Consider the following 16,643-nt stretch of genomic DNA (forward strand, 5'->3'; position numbering starts at 1 on the left):
CACGTCTCCCTGCGGGGTGGGCGGGGCCGCATAGACTGGGGGTCGGCCGCGGGACTCGCGGTTCTTCCCACCACACGAGATCGAGACCTTCGCATGTCCAGCGCCACGACCGTCGACGGCTCCGCACGTCGGACTGACATCCGCAACGTCGCCATCGTCGCCCACGTCGACCACGGCAAGACCACCCTTGTCGACGCCATGCTCTGGCAGTCGGGTGTCTTCCGGGCCAACCAGGACGTGGACGAGCGCGTCATGGACTCCAACGACCTGGAGCGCGAGAAGGGCATCACCATTCTCGCCAAGAACACGGCCGTCCACTACACCACGCCCGACGGCGACGACGTCGTCATCAACATCATCGACACCCCCGGCCACGCCGACTTCGGCGGCGAGGTCGAGCGCGGCCTGTCCATGGTCGACGGCGTGGTGCTGCTGGTCGACGCCAGCGAGGGCCCGCTGCCCCAGACCCGGTTCGTGCTGCGCAAGGCCCTGGCCGCCAAGCTCCCGGTGATCCTGGTGATCAACAAGGTCGACCGCCCCGACAGCCGCATCGCCGAGGTCGTCGACGACACCTACGAGCTGTTCATGGACCTCGACGCCGACGAGTCGCAGATCGAGTTCCCGATCGTCTACGCCTGCGCCCGCGACGGCAAGGCCGGCCTGGAGCGCCCCGCCAACGGCGAGGTCCCCGACAGCCCCGACCTCACCCCGCTGTTCCGCACCATCCTGGAGACCATCCCGGCGCCCGAGTACACCCCCGGCGCCCCGCTCCAGGCCCACGTCACCAACCTCGACGCCTCGCCGTTCCTGGGCCGCCTGGCGCTGTGCCGGGTGCACCAGGGCGAGATCGTCAAGGGCCAGCAGGCCGCCTGGATCCGCGGCGACGGCAGCGTGCAGCAGGTGCGCATCACCGAGCTGCTCATGACCGAGGCGCTGGAGCGCAAGCCCGCCGACAAGGCCGGCCCCGGCGACATCATCGCGATCGCCGGAATCCCCGACATCATGATCGGCGAGACCCTGGCCGACCCCGAGGACCCCCGTCCGCTGCCGCTGATCACCGTGGACGAGCCCGCGATCTCCATGACCATCGGCACCAACACCTCGCCCCTGGTGGGCCGGGTCAAGGGCGCCAAGGTCACCGCGCGACTGGTCAAGGACCGCCTCGACCGCGAACTCGTCGGCAACGTCAGCCTGCGGGTGCTGCCCACCGAGCGCCCCGACGCCTGGGAGGTCCAGGGCCGCGGCGAACTCGCCCTGGCGATCCTGGTCGAGCAGATGCGCCGCGAGGGCTACGAGCTGACCGTGGGCAAGCCCCAGGTCGTCACCCGCGAGATCGACGGCAAGCTGCACGAGCCCGTCGAGCGCCTGACCGTCGACGCCCCCGAGGAGTACCTGGGCGCCATCACCCAGATGCTCAGCGTCCGCAAGGGCCGCATGGAGCAGATGACCAACCACGGCACCGGCTGGGTGCGCATGGACTGGCTGGTCCCCTCGCGCGGCCTGATCGGCTTCCGCACCGAGTTCCTCACCGAGACCCGGGGCACCGGGATCGCCCACCACGTGTTCGAGACCTTCGAGCCGTGGTTCGGCGACCTGCGCACCCGCCCCACCGGCTCCCTGGTGGCCGACCGCTCCGGCCAGGCCATGGCTTATGCCATGTTCAACCTCCAGGAGCGCGGCATCCTGTTCGTCGACCCCGGCACCGAGGTCTACGAGGGCATGATCGTCGGCGAGAACTCCCGCGCCGACGACATGGACGTCAACATCACCAAGGAGAAGAAGCTCACCAACATGCGCTCCTCCACCGGCGAGGAGCTGGAGCGCCTGGTGCCGCCGCGCCGGCTGTCGCTGGAGCAGGCGCTGGAGTTCTGCCGCGAGGACGAGTGCGTCGAGGTCACCCCCGACGCCGTGCGCATCCGCAAGGTGGTGCTGGACTCCAAGGAGCGCGGCCGCATGGCCGCCCGCACCAAGCGCGGCTGACCCGCGCCGACCGGGTGGCCGGGCCGCGCGCCCGGCCACCCGGTCGCCCCGGCACCCCGAACCTGGTCGGCTCCCGCCCGCCCGCGGTGCCCCGGCCGCCCTGTGGCGCCGCGCGCGATGCCCGCCTAGCCTTGGGGAACCAGGGTCCCGCGCGCCCGAGGCGCCGGGCGGGACCGCGTGCCGACCCCCGGAGGGCGCCCCCATGGCAGATCCGCACGCGGTGGTGGTCGGCGGCGGGATCGCCGGGCTGTCCGCCGCGCTGGCGCTGCACCGGGTGGGCTGGGCCGTCACCGTGTGCGAGCGCGCCCCCGTCCTGGAGTTCGCCGACCACGCCGTGGCCCTGGCGCCCAACGCCCTGCGCGCCCTGGACACCCTCGACATCGGCGAGGACGTCCGCAAGCGCTCCGCCCACCAGGGCATCGCCGCGCTGCGCCGCCAGGACGGCCGCTGGCTGCTGCGCACCACACCCGAGCAGACCCGGCGCCGCCACGGCGACCCGGTGTGCGTACTGCGCCTGGCCGAGCTGTGCGGCCTGCTGCTGGAGCGGCTGCCCGCGTCGGCCGTGCGCACCCACACCACCGCCACCGCCGTCGAACCCGGCGACACCCGGCGCCCGGCCCGCGTCGCCACCGACGCCGACGACCACACCGCCGACCTCGTGGTGCTCGCCGACGGCGCCCGCTCGCGGCTGCGCACCGAGCTGTTCCTGGAGCACCCCGGCGCGGTCTACGCCGGGTTCGCCTGGTGGAGCGCCGTCGTGCCCAGCCCCGGCCCCGACCTCCCCTTCGCCGAGACCTGGGGCCAGGGCGGGATCGCCGGGGTGCTGCCGCTGACCGGCGACGAGGTCTACTGCTACGCCACCGCCAACGCGCCCGCCGGCGAGCGCGCCGAGGACGAGCGCGGCGCGCTCCTGGCGCGGCTGGCCGACTGGCACCCGCCGCTGCCCGCGCTGGCGGCCGCCGCCCGGCCCGAGGCGGTGCGGCGCACCGACGTCTGGCACGTCGACACCCCGCTGCCCGCCTACCACAAGGGCCGCGTGGCGCTGGTGGGCGACACCGCCCACGCCATGACTCCCAACCTCGGCCAGGGCGCGGCCCAGGCGCTGGAGGACGCGGTCGTGCTGGCCCACCACATCAGCGGGTCGGCGGCCTACGTGCCGATAGCCCTCCAGTCCTACACCGACGCCCGGCTGCCGCGCACCAGCGCGCTGGTGCAGCGTTCGGCGCAGTTGGCCGAGGCGGTGCAGAGCGACTCCCCGCTGGCGGCGCGGGTACGCGACACCGCCGCGGGCGCCCTGGGCCTGGTGGCGCCGCGCCTGCTGGCCCGCTACACCCGCCCGGCCGACGACTGGCGCCCGCCCGAGGAGACCTGAGGCCGGCGCCGGCCCCTGCGCCGGCGTGCCCGGCCGGCGGGGGCGGCCGGTGCAGCGGGGGCGGGTGCGCGAGCAGGGGTTTCGGCCCGGCGGTTCTCCCGCGCGGCGCCCCACGGCGTTACCGAGTCGTAAGCACGGTGTGGGAACGTCCGGTATGTCCCGTGCGCCGTAGTGGACAAGCGGCCCGCGCGCGGGCCGCCCCCCGCTTCCCCACACCAGAACGCCGAGCCGATGCCGAACTCGCTGGTCCTGACGCTGGCCGCCGTCGCGGTGGCCGCCGCCGCCATCGCCGTGGCCGTCGTGGTGCTGCGCAACGCCCGCCGCCGCCCGCCCGCCGCTCCTCCGACGCCGCCCGCGCCGGCGGACCCCTTCGCCGACATCGGCGAGACCCAGGGCGACCCGCTGCGCCTCAAGGCCGGCGACATGCTCGACTTCGGCGCGGAGCGCACCTGGATCCGCGGCACGCTGCGGCTGTCCGAGGGCGGCGCCGTGTGGGCCGAGCACTTCGTGGAGGTCGAGGGCGGGCGGCGGTGGCTCTCGGTGGAGCAGGACCCCGACGTGCAGATGGCGCTGTGGACCGGCCGCCCCGACCTCGACCTCACCCCGCACGGCTCCGAGGTCGAACTCGACGGCGTCCGCTACCGGCTCACCGAGCGCGGCAGCGCCTCCTACCGCTCCGAGGGCACCACCGGGCTGCGCGCCGAGGGCGGCATGGACTACGCCGACTACGAGTCCGCCGACGGCCGCCTGCTGTCCTTCGAGCGGTTCGACCACGGCCGCTGGGAGCCCAGCACCGGGGTGCCGCTCACCCGCGCCGACTTCACCGTCTACCCCGGGGGAGGCTGAGCCGGTGCACACCGCGCTGTCCGCGCCCTTCGTCGACACCCGCGCCGCCGACCTCACCTGGACGCTGGCCGCCCCCCACCTGCCCGCCCTGCTCACCCGCACCGCCCGCGTCGCCGGCTACCGGATCGTGCTGCGCGTGCTCGGCGCCTCCCACCAGGTCGAACTGGCCGAGGGCGGGCCCGGCGGCGCCGGGTGGCTGCTGACCGAGACCGTCGCCTGCCTGCCCGGCGCCGCCGGCGGGCTGCCCGACCGGGCGCGTCCGGCGGTGGCCGGGCTCGCCTCCTACACCTTCACCAGTTCGGTGGCCGTCCCCGAGCGGGCCGCGTTCACCGACCGGGTGGAGCGCCTCCGCGCCGCCGTGGAGCGCGACCCGCGCGGCGTGGTCGCGTCCTTCCCCGGCGACCCCCACGCCATCACCGCGCTGCTGCCCGAGGCCCTTGCCCCCGGGCGGGTGCGGTGGCGGACGTGGCACGCCTACCCCCAGACGCGGGAACTGGTCACCACCACGACCACCTGCGAACGCCCCCTCCCCGGCCACCGGTCCGGAAAGGACGTGTGAGTGCCGTGTCCACCAGCAGGCTCTGGCGCGCCGTCGCGCTGATAGCCGGACTCGCCATCTTCGGCCTGGTCGGCGCCTTGATGCTGCCCTCGCTGGGCGAGAACTGCGGCGACTACGACCGCGCCGACGCCGAGGACGTCCTCGTCGACCGCTCCCGGATCGAGCGCGGCATCGACGGGTTCTCCTACGAGTACGAGCCCGGCGAGGGCGACTACCGCAAGACCGGCCCCGGCGAGTTCGAGTTCGTGGGCTGCGCCGACGGGTCGCGCCACGGCGGCGGCGGCTCCACCGGCACGGTCGGCTACGGCACCACCACCGGCACCTCCGGCGGGTCGTCCGGCTCCACCGACTCCTACGACGCGCAGGACACCGGCGGATACGGCTCCACCACGCGCGGCGGCGGCCCCGGATTCGGCAAGTGACCCCGCGTCGCACCGCACCGCCCCCCGGCCGCGGCGGCGTCCCCGCCGCCGCGGCCACCTCCCCCCTCCTCCCTTGACCCCCGCGGAAGACAAGGAAGCGCCATGTCCGTCCTCCTCTACGAAGCCGGCGCCAGCCTGGCCTACGGCGTCCTCGGCATCGTGCTCATGGTGCTGGGCTACCTGGTCGTCGACGTCCTGACCCCCGGCAAGCTGCACCAACTGGTCTGGGAGCACCGCAACCGCAACGCCTCGCTGCTGCTGGCCACCAACCTGCTGGGCGTGTCCATCGTGGTCGCCACCGCGATCTACGTCAGCACCGGCGGCCTGGTCATCGGCCTGGCCAGCGCCGGCGTCTACGGCCTGATCGGGCTGGCGCTGATGGCGGCGTCGTTCCTGCTGATCGACCTCATCACCCCGGGCCGGCTCGGCGACGTCCTCACGGCCGACGAGACCCACCCCGCGGTGTGGGTGAACAGCGCCGCCCACGTGGCCATCGCTGTCATGGTCGCCGCGGCCATCTCCTGATGGCGGCGGGGGCGGACTCCGCCGCCTCCGGCACCGGTGTCCGGCCCCCGGGCCTGCCGGTGCCACCGCGCGCCGCGCGGCTGCTGGTGCTCTTCGCGGTGTTCGTGTGCGCCGCGTGCGGGCTGGTCTACGAACTGGCCCTGGTGGCGCTGGGCAGCTACCTGCTGGGCGACACCATCGTGCAGGCGTCGGTGGTGCTGTCGGTCATGGTGTTCGCCATGGGCATCGGCTCGCTGGCGTCCAAGCGGCTGACCGACCGCCCCGCGTTCTGGTTCGCCGTCATCGAGGGCGCCCTGTCGGTCGTCGGCGGGCTGTCGGTCCTGGCGCTCTACGCCGCCTTCGCCTGGTTCTCGCTGTACCAGCCGGCGCTGGTGCTGCTCGCCGCCGCCATCGGCGCGCTCATCGGCGCCGAGATCCCGCTGCTGATGGCGCTGATCCAGCGGATCCGCCGCCAGGAGGCCGCTGACGCCGCCGCCGACATGTTCGCCGCCGACTACGTGGGCGGCCTGCTGGGCGGCCTGGCGTTCCCCTTCGCGCTGCTGCCGGTGTTCGGGCTGCTCAAGGGCACCCTGCTGGTGGGCGCCGTGAACGCGGTGGTGGGCGTGCTGGTGGTGCTGTGGCTGTTCCGCGGCTCGCTGTCGCCGCGCGGGCGCCTCCTGCCCGCCGTCGGCCTGGCCGTGGTGCTGGCGGTGCTGGCGGCGTCCTTCGCGCTGGCCGACCGCTTCGAGGTCAGCGCGCGCCAGGCCCTCTACCGCGACCCGATCGTCCACGCCCAGCGCTCGGAGTACCAGGAGATCGTGGTCACCCGGAGCCTGTCGGGCTCCGACACCCGGCTGTTCCTCAACGGCGACCTCCAGTTCAGCTCGCTGGACGAGTACCGCTACCACGAGTCGCTGGTGCACCCGGCCATGAACGGCCCCCACGGCGACGTGCTGGTGCTGGGCGGCGGCGACGGCCTGGCCGTGCGCGAACTCCTGGGCTACGCCGACGTCGGCTCGGTCACCCTGGTCGACCTGGACCCGGCCGTCACCCGGCTGGCCCGCACCATGCCCGAGATCCGCGCGCTCAACGGCAACGCCCTGGCCGACGACCGGGTGCGGGTGGTCCACGCCGACGCGTTCTCCTGGCTGCGGGAGAACCGCCGCCGCTTCGACGTGGTCCTGGTCGACATGCCCGACCCCGACGACGCCGCCACCGCCAAGCTCTACTCCACCGAGTTCTACACGCTGGCGCGGCACGCCCTGGCCGAGGGGGGCCGCATGGCGGTGCAGGCGGGCTCGCCCTACTTCGCGCCCGAGGCGTTCTGGAGCATCGGCGCCGGGCTGCGCTCGGCCGGCTGGGCCACCGCGCCCTACAACGTGGACGTGCCCAGCTTCGGCAACTGGGGGTTCTTCCTGGCGGTGCCCAAGGGGCGCGGCGAGCCCGAGGTGGCGCTGCCCGAGGAGCACCCGCCGCTGCGGTTCCTCGACGCGGCCACGCTGCGCGCCGCCCAGACCTTCCCCAAGGACCGCCGCCCCACCGGCACCGGCCCCTCCACGCTGCTGCGGCCGCGCATCCTCGACTACGAGCGCGGCGCCTGGGAGGGCTACTAGGACAGCGGCGCCGCCCGGCCCGGGGGCCGCCCGCGGGCGGCCCCCGGCGGGGCTACTGCTCCGGGGTGGCGGTGGTGGTGCGCGTGTTGGGCGGCAGCGGGGTGTCGGCGCCCTTGCGCAGCCCGATCCTGCTGCCCAGCCACACCAGCGGGTCGTACTTGCGGTCGGCCACACGCTCCTTGAGCGGGATGAGCGCGTTGTCGGTGATCTTGATGTTCTCCGGGCACACCTCGGTGCAGCACTTGGTGATGTTGCAGTAGCCCAGGCCGAACTCGTCCTGGGCGATGGCGCGCCGGTCGGCGGTGTCCTCGGGGTGCATCTCCAGTTCGGCCACCCGCATCAGGAAGCGCGGCCCCGAGAAGCTCTCCTTGTTCTCCTCGTGGTCGCGGATGACGTGGCAGACGTTCTGGCACAGGAAGCACTCGATGCACTTGCGGAACTCCTGCATCCGCTGCACGTCCGCCTGCCGCATGCGGAAGTCGCCGGGCTTGGCGTCGGGCGGCGGCGTGAACGAGGGGATCTCGCGCGCCTTCTGGTAGTTGTAGGACACGTCGCAGACCAGGTCGCGGATCACCGGGAAGGTCCGCATCGGGGTCACGGTGACCGCCTCGTCGGGCGCGAACGTCGACATCCGCGCCATGCAGGCCAGCCGGGGCCGGCCGTTGATCTCCATCGAGCACGACCCGCACTTGCCGGCCTTGCAGTTCCAGCGCACCGCGAGGTCGGGCGCCTGGGTGGCCTGGAGCCGGTGCAGGACGTCGAGCACGACCTCGCCCTCGTTGACCTCGACCTCGTAGGCGGCCAGGGCACCCGCGCCGCCGTCGCCGCGCCACACGTTGAACGTCCGCTTGGTCATCACTTCTCCTCCTTCGACGCGGTGTCGGCGCCCTCGGCCGGGGGCAGCTCCTCCTCGGTGAGGTACTTGCTCAGCTCCTCGCGGTCGAACAGCGCGAGCAGGTCGGGCCGCATGGCGTCCAGCGGCCGGCGCTCCAGCTCCACGCGGTCGCCCGCCAGGCGCGCCGCCAGCACGGTGCGCCGCCACTGCGGCGACATCGCCGGGAAGTCGTCGCGGGTGTGCCCGCCGCGCGACTCCTCGCGGGTGAGCGCCGCGCGCGCGATCGCCTCGGACACCGCCAGCATGTTGCGCAGGTCCAGCGCCAGGTGCCAGCCCGGGTTGTAGGCGGTGCCGCCCTCGGCGCGCACCGACGCCACCCGCTCGCGCAGCTTCTCCAGCGACTCCAGGGCCTGCTCCATCTCCGGCCCGCGCCGGATGATCCCGACCAGGTCGTTCATCGTCTGCTGAAGCTCCTGGTGGAGCTGGTAGGGGTTCTCGCCGGTGTCGCGCCGCAGCGGGGCCGCGACCTCCTCGGCCAGCCGCTCGACGTCGGCGGCGGCCGGCGCCGGGCGCTCGCCCGCCAGGCCGTCGAGGTAGCGCGCCGCGCCGATCCCGCAGCGCCGCCCGAACACCAGCAGGTCCGACAGCGAGTTGCCGCCCAGCCGGTTGGAGCCGTGCATGCCGCCGGCGACCTCGCCGGCGGCGAACAGCCCCGGCACCCGCGCCGCGCCGGTGTCGGCGTCGACCTCGACGCCGCCCATGACGTAGTGGCAGGTGGGGCCGACCTCCATGGGGCCGGCGGTGATGTCGACGTCGGCCAGCTCCTTGAACTGGTGGTGCATCGAGGGCAGCCGCCGCATGATCTCCTCGGCGGGCATGCGGGTGGAGACGTCCAGGAACACGCCGCCGTGGGGCGAGCCGCGCCCCTCCTTGACCTCGTTGTTGATGGCCCGGGCGACCTCGTCGCGGGGCAGCAGCTCGGGCGGGCGGCGGTGGTTGGCCGGGTCGGCGTACCAGCCGTCGGCCTCCTCCTCGGTCTCGGCGTACTGGTTGCGGAACACGTCGGGCACGTAGCCGAACATGAACCGCTCGCCCTCGGAGTTGCGCAGCACCCCGCCGTCGCCGCGGACCGACTCGGTGACCAGGATGCCCTTGACCGAGGGCGGCCAGACCATCCCGGTGGGGTGGAACTGCACGAACTCCATGTTGATGAGCGTGGCCCCCGCGCGCAGCGCCAGCGCGTGGCCGTCGCCGGTGTACTCCCAGGAGTTGGAGGTCACCTTGAACGACTTGCCGATGCCGCCGGTGGCCAGGACCACCGCCGGCGCCTCGAAGACGACGAACTCCCCGGTCTCGCGGACGTAGCCGAAGGCGCCGGCGATCCGCCCGGAGGCGTCGGTGAGCAGTTCGGTGACGGTGGTCTCGGCGAAGACCCGCAGCATGGCCTCGGGATGGCCCAGCTCGGCGGCGTCGGCCTGCTGGAGCTGGACGACGCGCTGCTGGAGGGTGCGGATCAGCTCCAGGCCGGTGCGGTCGCCCACGTGCGCCAGGCGGGGGTACTCGTGGCCGCCGAAGTTGCGCTGGCTGATCCGGCCGTCGCGGGTGCGGTCGAACAGCGCGCCCCAGTGCTCCAGCTCCAGGATGCGCTCGGGCGCCTCCTTGGCGTGCAGCTCGGCCATGCGCGGGTCGTTCATGAACTTGCCGCCGCGGATGGTGTCGCGGAAGTGCACCTGCCAGGAGTCGCTTGAGTTGACGTTGCCCAGCGCGGCGGCGGCGCCGCCCTCGGCCATGACGGTGTGGGCCTTGCCGAAGAGGGACTTGGAGATGATCGCGGTCTTCCTGCCCTGCTGGCGGGCCTCGATCGCGGCGCGCAGCCCGGCGCCGCCGGCCCCGATCACCACCACGTCGTAGTTGTGCCGTGTTGTCTCGGACATCTTCCTGACTTTCGGTCGCGGCGGTGCGCGCGCCATCGCGGGCGACGGCGCGTCGGCGCGGGTCGGCGCGTACCGCCGGTGGAGGGGTGCGGGACGGCCCTAGTTGAAGATGCGGGGGTCGGAGACCGTACCGCTCGCGACGAGGGCGACATAGAGGTCGGTTATCACCAGGGTGGCCAGCGTGATCCAGGCGAACGTCATGTGCCGGGTGTTGAGCCGGGTGATCTGGGTCCACAGCCAGTACCGCACGGGACTGCGGCCGAAGCTGTTGACGCGCCCGCCGAAGACGTGCCGGCAGGAATGGCAGCTAAGCGTGTAGCACCACAGCAGGACGACGTTGCCGAGCAGCACGAGGTTGCCCAGTCCGATCCCGAATCCGCCCTGTTCGCCGTGGAACAGGGCGAGAACGGCGTCATAGGTGTTGACGACCGAAATGACCAGGGCGATGTAGAAGAAGTAGCGGTGCAGGTTCTGCCCGATCATCGGGAACCGCGACTCGCCGGTGTAGCGCTTGTGCGGTTCGCGCACCGCGCAGGCGGTGGGCGCCTGCCAGATGGAGCGGTAATAGGCCTTGCGGTAGTAGTAGCAGGTGAACCGGAACAGCAGCAGGAACGGCAGGCTGATCGCGGCGTAGGGCAGCCACCAGGGGAACTCGAAGGGCAGCCGGCCGAAGTGCGCGGCCTCGGGTGCGCACTGGGCGGCGATGCAGGGCGAGTAGAACGGGGTGAGGTAGCCGTGGTCGGCGGCCCAGTAGTGGTCCTGCTGGAGCGCGCGGACCAGGCCGTAGACCAAAAACGCGGTGAGTCCGAGAGTCGTCAGCAGCGGGGCGACCCACCATCGGTCGGTGCGCAAGGTGCGGGCGGATATCCGGGCGCGGGCCAGTCCGGCGCGCTCCGGCGGGGGAAGCGTCGATGTCATTTCGCTGCGTCTCCATCTTGGCGGGGGCGGCCCCAGCGCGGACGGGACGACGCGGGGCGCGGGCCGCTCTCGCAACCGTGTGATCAGGGAGTGCGGATGTGTTAGGCATGCCACGTTAGGCCGCGGCGATCACGAATTCAGCTCGAAATTCGCGCGAAATGAATGTGAAAAATGCCACGCCGACTCTTTTTGGCGCAGGCGTTTGCCGCCAAAAAGTGCGAAATGTAATTGAATGCGCTTTTTGTTACCCGTGGTGCGCGTGTGGGGTAATGGGCGCTATGCGAAGGTAAGTCCAGCCTTCATGAATGAAACTTATCGTGTTTTTCGGCGGATTCGCGCGCGGCCCCGGCCTTTCCGCGCCCGCAGCCCGGCCCCTAGGGCCGGAGGGCCGCGATGACCTCCAGGTCCTCGCCCACCTCTTCGCGGGTGAGCTGGGTCAGGTAGGCCATGAGGTGGCGGCGGAACGCCTTGGCGGTGTGGGAGGGGTCGACGTCCTTGCGGTGGGCCAGGGCGATGGTGCGCAGCAGGCGGGGCTGGGTGAGCGGGATCCCGCGCAGGCCGGGGCGGTTCTTGAGCACCATGCTCGGCACCACGGCGATCCCCAGGCCGGCCTCCACGAACCGCAGCACGGCGTCCATCTCGCCGCCCTCCACCGCCAGGCGCGGCTCGAACCCGGCGGCGCGGCAGGCGTGCAGGGTGGCCTCGCGCACGTCGTAGCCGTGGCGGAACATCACCAGCGGGCGGTCGCGCAGGTCGGTGATGCGCATGGCGGCGCGGCCGGTGGGCGGGCCGTCGCCGGCGGCGTGCACCACCACCAGGTTCTCGCGCAGGATCGGCGTGGTCACGAACGCCGGGTCGCTGCTCTGGAGCGGCAGGATGATCAGCGCGAGGTCGAGTTCGCCGTGGCCCAGCGCGCGGATGAGGTCGCGCGACCCGCTCTCCTCGACCTGGAGCTCGATCCCGGGGAACCGGTCGTGGTAGCCGGCCAGCGCCTCGGCGAGCAGGCCCGCGCACAGCGAGGGGGTGGCCCCCAGCCGCAGCCGCCCCCGGCGCATGCCGGCCAGCTCCTGGACCTCGCGCCGGGCGGTCTCCATGTCGGTGACGATGCGCTGGGCGAGCGGCAGCAGCGCCTCACCGGCCGGGGTGAGTGTGATATTTCCCCGGGCGCGGCTGAACAGGGAGGCGCCCAACTCCTCTTCGAGGTTGCGGATCTGCTTGCTGAGGCTGGGCTGCGCGACGCGCGAAAGCTCGGCTGCGCGGGTGAAATGGCGTGTCTCGGCCACCGCGAGGAAGTAGGCCAACTGCTGGAACTGCACGTCCATAGCCTACGGCTATGGAGACCAGCGTTGTGATGACTTAGACGACTTTGTTTATCAAGATTTAAAGTGACGAGTTGTGGCGAACAGTACCCTGACCAAGCAGCGATCGGAGGCGCTCGGTTCCACGGTGGCCCTCAAGTCCGCGATGGCGGTCACCGGTGTGATCCTGGTGCTCTTCCTGGTCGTGCACATGTACGGCAATCTCAACGTGTTCGCGGGCCAGGCGGCCTTCGACAACTACTCCCACCACCTGCGCGTCATCGGCGAACCCATGCTGCCCCACGGCGGCTTCCTGTGGATCGTGCGCGTGGTGCTGCTGGCGAGCGTCCTCATCCACATCTACGCGGCGGTGGCCCTGTGGCGGCGCGCGGGCGCGGCCCGCCCGGTCCGCTACCAGGCGACCAAGCGCGTCCAGCGCAGCTACTCCTCCTACACGATGCGCTACGGCGGCGTGCTCATCGCGCTGTTCGTGGTCTTCCACATCCTCCACCTGACGACCAACCACATCGCGCCGGGCGGGGCCTCCGACAGCCCCTACGAGCGGTTCGTGAACGGCTTCCAGCCGGAGTTCTGGTACGTCACCCTCTTCTACGTCCTCACCGTGATCGCCGTCGGGTTCCACCTGCGCCACGGCATCTGGAGCGCGCTGACCACCCTCGGCGCCAACCGGCAGAGCCGGCAGCGCTCTTTGAACATCATCGCGACCGCGATCGCGTTCGTGCTGACGGTCGGCTTCCTGCTGGGGCCGCTGTCCGTGACCCTGGGGCTGGTGGAATAAATGATCGACCTGTACACCGAAGGCGACCCGATCCGCGACGAGAAGGCGCCCGACGGTCCCATCGCCGAGCGCTGGGACAAGCGCCGCTTCGGCGCCAAGCTGGTCAACCCGGCCAACCGGCGCAAGCTGTCGGTCATCATCGTCGGCACGGGCCTGGCCGGGGCGTCGGCCGCGGCCACGCTGGGCGAGGCCGGCTACCGCGTGACGTCCTTCTGCTACCAGGACAGCCCGCGGCGCGCGCACAGCATCGCCGCGCAGGGCGGCATCAACGCCGCGAAGAACTACCGCAACGACGGCGACAGCATCTACCGGCTGTTCTACGACACCGTCAAGGGCGGCGACTTCCGCTCCCGGGAGTCCAACGTCTACCGCCTCTCCCAGGTCAGCGTCGAGATCATCGACCAGTGCGTGGCCCAGGGCGTGCCCTTCGCCCGCGAGTACGGCGGCCTGCTCGACAACCGCTCCTTCGGCGGCGTGCAGGTGTCGCGCACCTTCTACGCGCGCGGCCAGACGGGCCAGCAGTTGCTGATCGGCGCCTACCAGGCGCTGGAGCGGCAGGTGGCGGCGGGCACCGTCGAGATGAACACCCGGCACGAGATGCTGGAGCTGATCGTGGTCGACGGCCGCGCCCGCGGCATCATCGCCCGCGACATGGTCACCGGCGAGATCGAGACCCACTTCGCCGACGCCGTGGTGCTGGCCACCGGCGGCTACGGCAACGTGTTCTACCTGTCGACCAACGCCATGGGCTGCAACGTCACGGCGTCCTGGCGAGCCCACCGCAAGGGCGCGCTGTTCGCCAACCCGTGCTTCACCCAGATCCACCCGACCTGCATCCCCGTCAGCGGCGACTACCAGTCCAAGCTGACGCTGATGAGCGAGTCGCTGCGCAACGACGGCCGCATCTGGGTGCCCAAGCGCACCGGCGACGACCGCGACCCCCGCCAGATCCCCGAGGACGAGCGCGACTACTACCTGGAGCGCATCTACCCGTCCTTCGGCAACCTGGTGCCGCGCGACATCGCCTCGCGCGCCGCCAAGAACGTCTGCGACGAGGGCCGGGGCGTGGGCCCGGGCGGGCTGGGCGTCTACCTGGACTTCGCCGACGCCATCAAGCGCATGGGCCGCCCGGCCGTCGAGGCCAAGTACGGCAACCTCTTCGACATGTACCAGCGCATCACCGGGGAGAACCCCTACGAGGTGCCGATGCGCATCTACCCCGCAGTGCACTACACCATGGGCGGCCTGTGGGTCGACTACGACCTCCAGAGCACCATCCCGGGCCTGTTCGTGACCGGAGAGGCCAACTTCTCCGACCACGGCGCCAACCGCCTGGGCGCCAGCGCGCTGATGCAGGGGCTGGCCGACGGCTACTTCGTCCTGCCCAACACCATCAACGACTACCTGGCCGCCGGCCCGTTCGAGGCGCTGGACGAGAACACCCCCGCGGCCAAGGAGGCGGCCGAGTCGGTGCGCGCGCGCATCGACAAGCTGCTCTCCATCAAGGGCGACCGCACCGTGGACTCCTTCCACAAGGAACTCGGCCACATCATGTGGGACTACTGCGGCATGGAGCGCAACGAGGAGGGCCTGCGCAAGGCCATCGAGCGCATCCGCGAACTCCGCGACGAGTTCTGGCGCAACGTCCGCGTGCTGGGCACCAACGAGGAGCTGAACCAGGCGCTGGAGAAGGCCGGCCGCGTGGCCGACTTCCTGGAGCTGGCCGAGCTGATGTGCGTCGACGCCCTGCACCGCCGGGAGTCCTGCGGCGGCCACTTCCGCTCCGAGAGCCAGACCGAGGACGGCGAGGCCCTGCGCCACGACGACGAGTTCGCCTACGTCGCGGCGTGGGAGTACACCGACGCGGGCCAGCCCCCGGTGCTGCACAAGGAAGCCCTGGAATACGAATACGTCGAGATGAAGCAGCGGAGTTACAAGTGAACATCACCCTGCGCGTGTGGCGCCAGAAGGGCCCCGACGACAAGGGGCGGATGGTCACCTACCAGGTCCCCGACGTGTCGCCGGACATGTCGTTCCTGGAGATGCTCGACGTCCTCAACGAGAAGCTCCAGCTTGAGGGCGAGGAGCCGGTGGCGTTCGACCACGACTGCCGCGAGGGCATCTGCGGTGCCTGCGGCGTGGTCATCGACGGCGAGGCCCACGGTCCCGAGACCACCACGACCTGCCAGCTGCACATGCGCAGCTTCAAGGACGGCGACACCATCACCGTGGAGCCGTGGCGGGCCAAGGCGTTCCCGGTGATCAAGGACCTGGTCGTGGACCGGGGGGCGTTCGACCGGATCATCCAGGCCGGCGGCTACATCAGCGCGCCGACCGGGACCGCGCCCGACGCCCACGCCATGCCGGTGCCCAAGGCCGACGCCGACCGCGCGTTCGACGCGGCCACCTGCATCGGCTGCGGCGCCTGCGTGGCCGCCTGCCCCAACGCCTCGGGCATGCTGTTCACCGCCGCCAAGGTCACCCACCTGGGCATGCTGCCGCAGGGCCAGCCCGAGCGCCAGGCGCGGGTGATCAAGATGGTGAACCAGCACGACGAGGAGGACTTCGGCGGCTGCACCAACATCGGCGAGTGCGCGGCGGTGTGCCCCAAGGGCATCCCGCTGGACACCATCTCCCAGCTCAACCGCGACCTGCTGGGCGCGCTGGCCAGCGGCCGGACCGAGTAGGAGCGAGCAGGGCCGACGCCTGACAGCGCGGCCTGGGGCCGCCCCGCGTGAAGCGCGGGGCGGCCTCTTCGCGTTGGCGGGCGGGTGCGAGTGGCGCACCGCTGCACAGGGCCGCGCCGCCCGGCGGGTCAGGGGTGCTGGTCGAACACGTGCGCCCGGATCCAGGCGTGCATGGCCACGGCCGCCGCCGCACCGGCGTTGATGGAGCGGGTCGAGCCGTACTGGCCGATGGACAGCACCGCCGCGCACACCTCGCGGACCTCCTCCGACAGCCCCGGCCCCTCCTGGCCGAACACCAGCATGCACGCGCGCGGCAGGGGGTAGGTCTCCAGCGGCACCGATCCGGGCAGGTTGTCCACGCCGATCAGCGGCAGCCCGCGCGCGGCGGCCCACGCCACCAGGTCGGCGGTGCCGGGGTGGTGGTGGACGTGCTGGTAGCGGTCGGTGACCATGGCACCCCGGCGGTTCCACCGGCGCCGCCCCACGATGTGCACGGCCTCGGCGGCGAACGCGTTGGCGGTGCGCACCACCGAGCCGATGTTGAAGTCGTGCTCCCAGTTCTCCACGGCCACGTGGAAGGGGTGCCGCCGGGTGTCGAGGTCGGCGACGATGGCGTCGTTGCGCCAGTAGCGGTAGCGGTCGACCACGTTGCGCCGGTCGCCCCGGGCCAGCAGGTCGGGGTCGTAGTGGTCGCCCGTGGGCCAGGGGCCCGGCCACGGACCCACCCCGACCTCGGGGCGCTCGGGTGCGGCCTCGGCGAGGTCCGCCGGGTCGGCGGCATCGGCCGGGCCGGTCCGGTGGGCGCGGTCGGCGGGGGAGTCGGGAAGGGCCTGGTCGGTCACGGTGTCCAGCTTAGGCACGGCGCCGGCCCGCCGC

The 16,643-nt window shown here is 72.2% G+C and carries 15 protein-coding genes; 10 read left to right on the forward strand and 5 right to left on the reverse strand.

The window, feature by feature from the left end; genetic code table 11:
• Window positions 1-93: 93 nt before the first annotated feature.
• The 7 genes from typA to LG943_RS23605 all read left to right on the forward strand — a co-directional run bounded on the left by typA (window position 94) and on the right by LG943_RS23605 (window position 7,296).
• Window positions 94-1,980 carry a translational GTPase TypA gene (gene typA / locus LG943_RS23575; RefSeq protein WP_270074546.1) on the forward strand — a complete coding sequence of 629 codons (1,887 nt, stop codon included), beginning with the start codon at window positions 94-96 and terminating at the stop codon, window positions 1,978-1,980.
• A 202-nt stretch (window positions 1,981-2,182) separates the two neighbouring features.
• A complete protein-coding gene (locus tag LG943_RS23580; RefSeq protein ID WP_270074547.1) occupies window positions 2,183-3,352 on the forward strand; it encodes an FAD-dependent monooxygenase in 1,170 nt (389 codons plus the stop codon).
• Between the two features lie 231 nt (window positions 3,353-3,583).
• Window positions 3,584-4,198: a DUF4178 domain-containing protein gene (locus LG943_RS23585; RefSeq protein WP_270074548.1), complete on the forward strand. Its 615-nt coding sequence runs from the start codon at window positions 3,584-3,586 to the stop codon at window positions 4,196-4,198.
• A gap of 4 nt (window positions 4,199-4,202) precedes the next feature.
• A complete protein-coding gene (locus LG943_RS23590) occupies window positions 4,203-4,757 on the forward strand; it encodes a DUF2617 family protein (RefSeq protein ID WP_270074549.1) in 555 nt (184 codons plus the stop codon).
• 5 nt (window positions 4,758-4,762) lie between these two features.
• The gene (locus LG943_RS23595; protein WP_270074550.1) at window positions 4,763-5,179 is read left to right on the forward strand and encodes a hypothetical protein; all 417 of its coding nucleotides are present in this window, start codon (window positions 4,763-4,765) and stop codon (window positions 5,177-5,179) included.
• A 102-nt stretch (window positions 5,180-5,281) separates the two neighbouring features.
• Window positions 5,282-5,704 (forward strand): DUF350 domain-containing protein, encoded by a 423-nt coding sequence (locus tag LG943_RS23600; RefSeq protein WP_270074551.1) that lies wholly within the window; start codon window positions 5,282-5,284, stop codon window positions 5,702-5,704.
• Entirely contained in the window at window positions 5,704-7,296 is a 1,593-nt protein-coding gene (locus LG943_RS23605) for a polyamine aminopropyltransferase (RefSeq protein WP_270074552.1), read from the forward strand. The genes LG943_RS23600 and LG943_RS23605 overlap by 1 nt, the downstream gene beginning before the upstream one ends.
• A gap of 52 nt (window positions 7,297-7,348) precedes the next feature.
• Here LG943_RS23605 and LG943_RS23610 read toward each other — a convergent pair whose 3' ends face one another.
• The 4 genes from LG943_RS23610 to LG943_RS23625 form a co-directional block, all read right to left on the reverse strand.
• Complete coding sequence (locus LG943_RS23610) at window positions 7,349-8,152, reverse strand: succinate dehydrogenase/fumarate reductase iron-sulfur subunit (RefSeq protein WP_270074553.1); 804 nt, start codon at window positions 8,150-8,152, stop codon at window positions 7,349-7,351.
• Entirely contained in the window at window positions 8,152-10,065 is a 1,914-nt protein-coding gene (locus LG943_RS23615) for a fumarate reductase/succinate dehydrogenase flavoprotein subunit (protein ID WP_270074554.1), read from the reverse strand. The genes LG943_RS23610 and LG943_RS23615 overlap by 1 nt, the downstream gene beginning before the upstream one ends.
• Window positions 10,066-10,164: 99 nt before the next feature.
• Complete coding sequence (locus tag LG943_RS23620) at window positions 10,165-10,983, reverse strand: hypothetical protein (protein WP_270074555.1); 819 nt, start codon at window positions 10,981-10,983, stop codon at window positions 10,165-10,167.
• Between the two features lie 374 nt (window positions 10,984-11,357).
• Window positions 11,358-12,299, reverse strand: coding sequence for a LysR family transcriptional regulator (locus LG943_RS23625; protein ID WP_270074561.1), 942 nt, complete (start codon window positions 12,297-12,299; stop codon window positions 11,358-11,360).
• 79 nt (window positions 12,300-12,378) lie between these two features.
• Between LG943_RS23625 and LG943_RS23630 the strand changes: the two genes are divergently transcribed.
• The 3 genes from LG943_RS23630 to LG943_RS23640 are packed head-to-tail and all read left to right on the forward strand — an operon-like array spanning window position 12,379 to window position 15,767.
• Window positions 12,379-13,080: a succinate dehydrogenase cytochrome b subunit gene (locus LG943_RS23630; protein ID WP_270074556.1), complete on the forward strand. Its 702-nt coding sequence runs from the start codon at window positions 12,379-12,381 to the stop codon at window positions 13,078-13,080.
• Window positions 13,081-15,021, forward strand: a complete 1,941-nt coding sequence (locus tag LG943_RS23635) for a fumarate reductase/succinate dehydrogenase flavoprotein subunit (RefSeq protein ID WP_270074557.1) — start codon at window positions 13,081-13,083, stop codon at window positions 15,019-15,021.
• Entirely contained in the window at window positions 15,018-15,767 is a 750-nt protein-coding gene (locus LG943_RS23640) for a succinate dehydrogenase/fumarate reductase iron-sulfur subunit (protein WP_270074558.1), read from the forward strand. Before LG943_RS23635 ends, LG943_RS23640 begins: the two co-directional genes overlap by 4 nt.
• 128 nt (window positions 15,768-15,895) lie before the next feature.
• On the opposite strand, the gene LG943_RS23645 is transcribed toward LG943_RS23640, so the two are convergent.
• Window positions 15,896-16,492 carry a TrmH family RNA methyltransferase gene (locus LG943_RS23645; protein WP_270074562.1) on the reverse strand — a complete coding sequence of 199 codons (597 nt, stop codon included), beginning with the start codon at window positions 16,490-16,492 and terminating at the stop codon, window positions 15,896-15,898.
• Window positions 16,493-16,643: the final 151 nt, after the last annotated feature.

Origin of the sequence: Streptomonospora mangrovi, from assembly GCF_027604915.1 — a bacterium.
GTDB lineage: Bacteria > Actinomycetota > Actinomycetes > Streptosporangiales > Streptosporangiaceae > Streptomonospora > Streptomonospora mangrovi.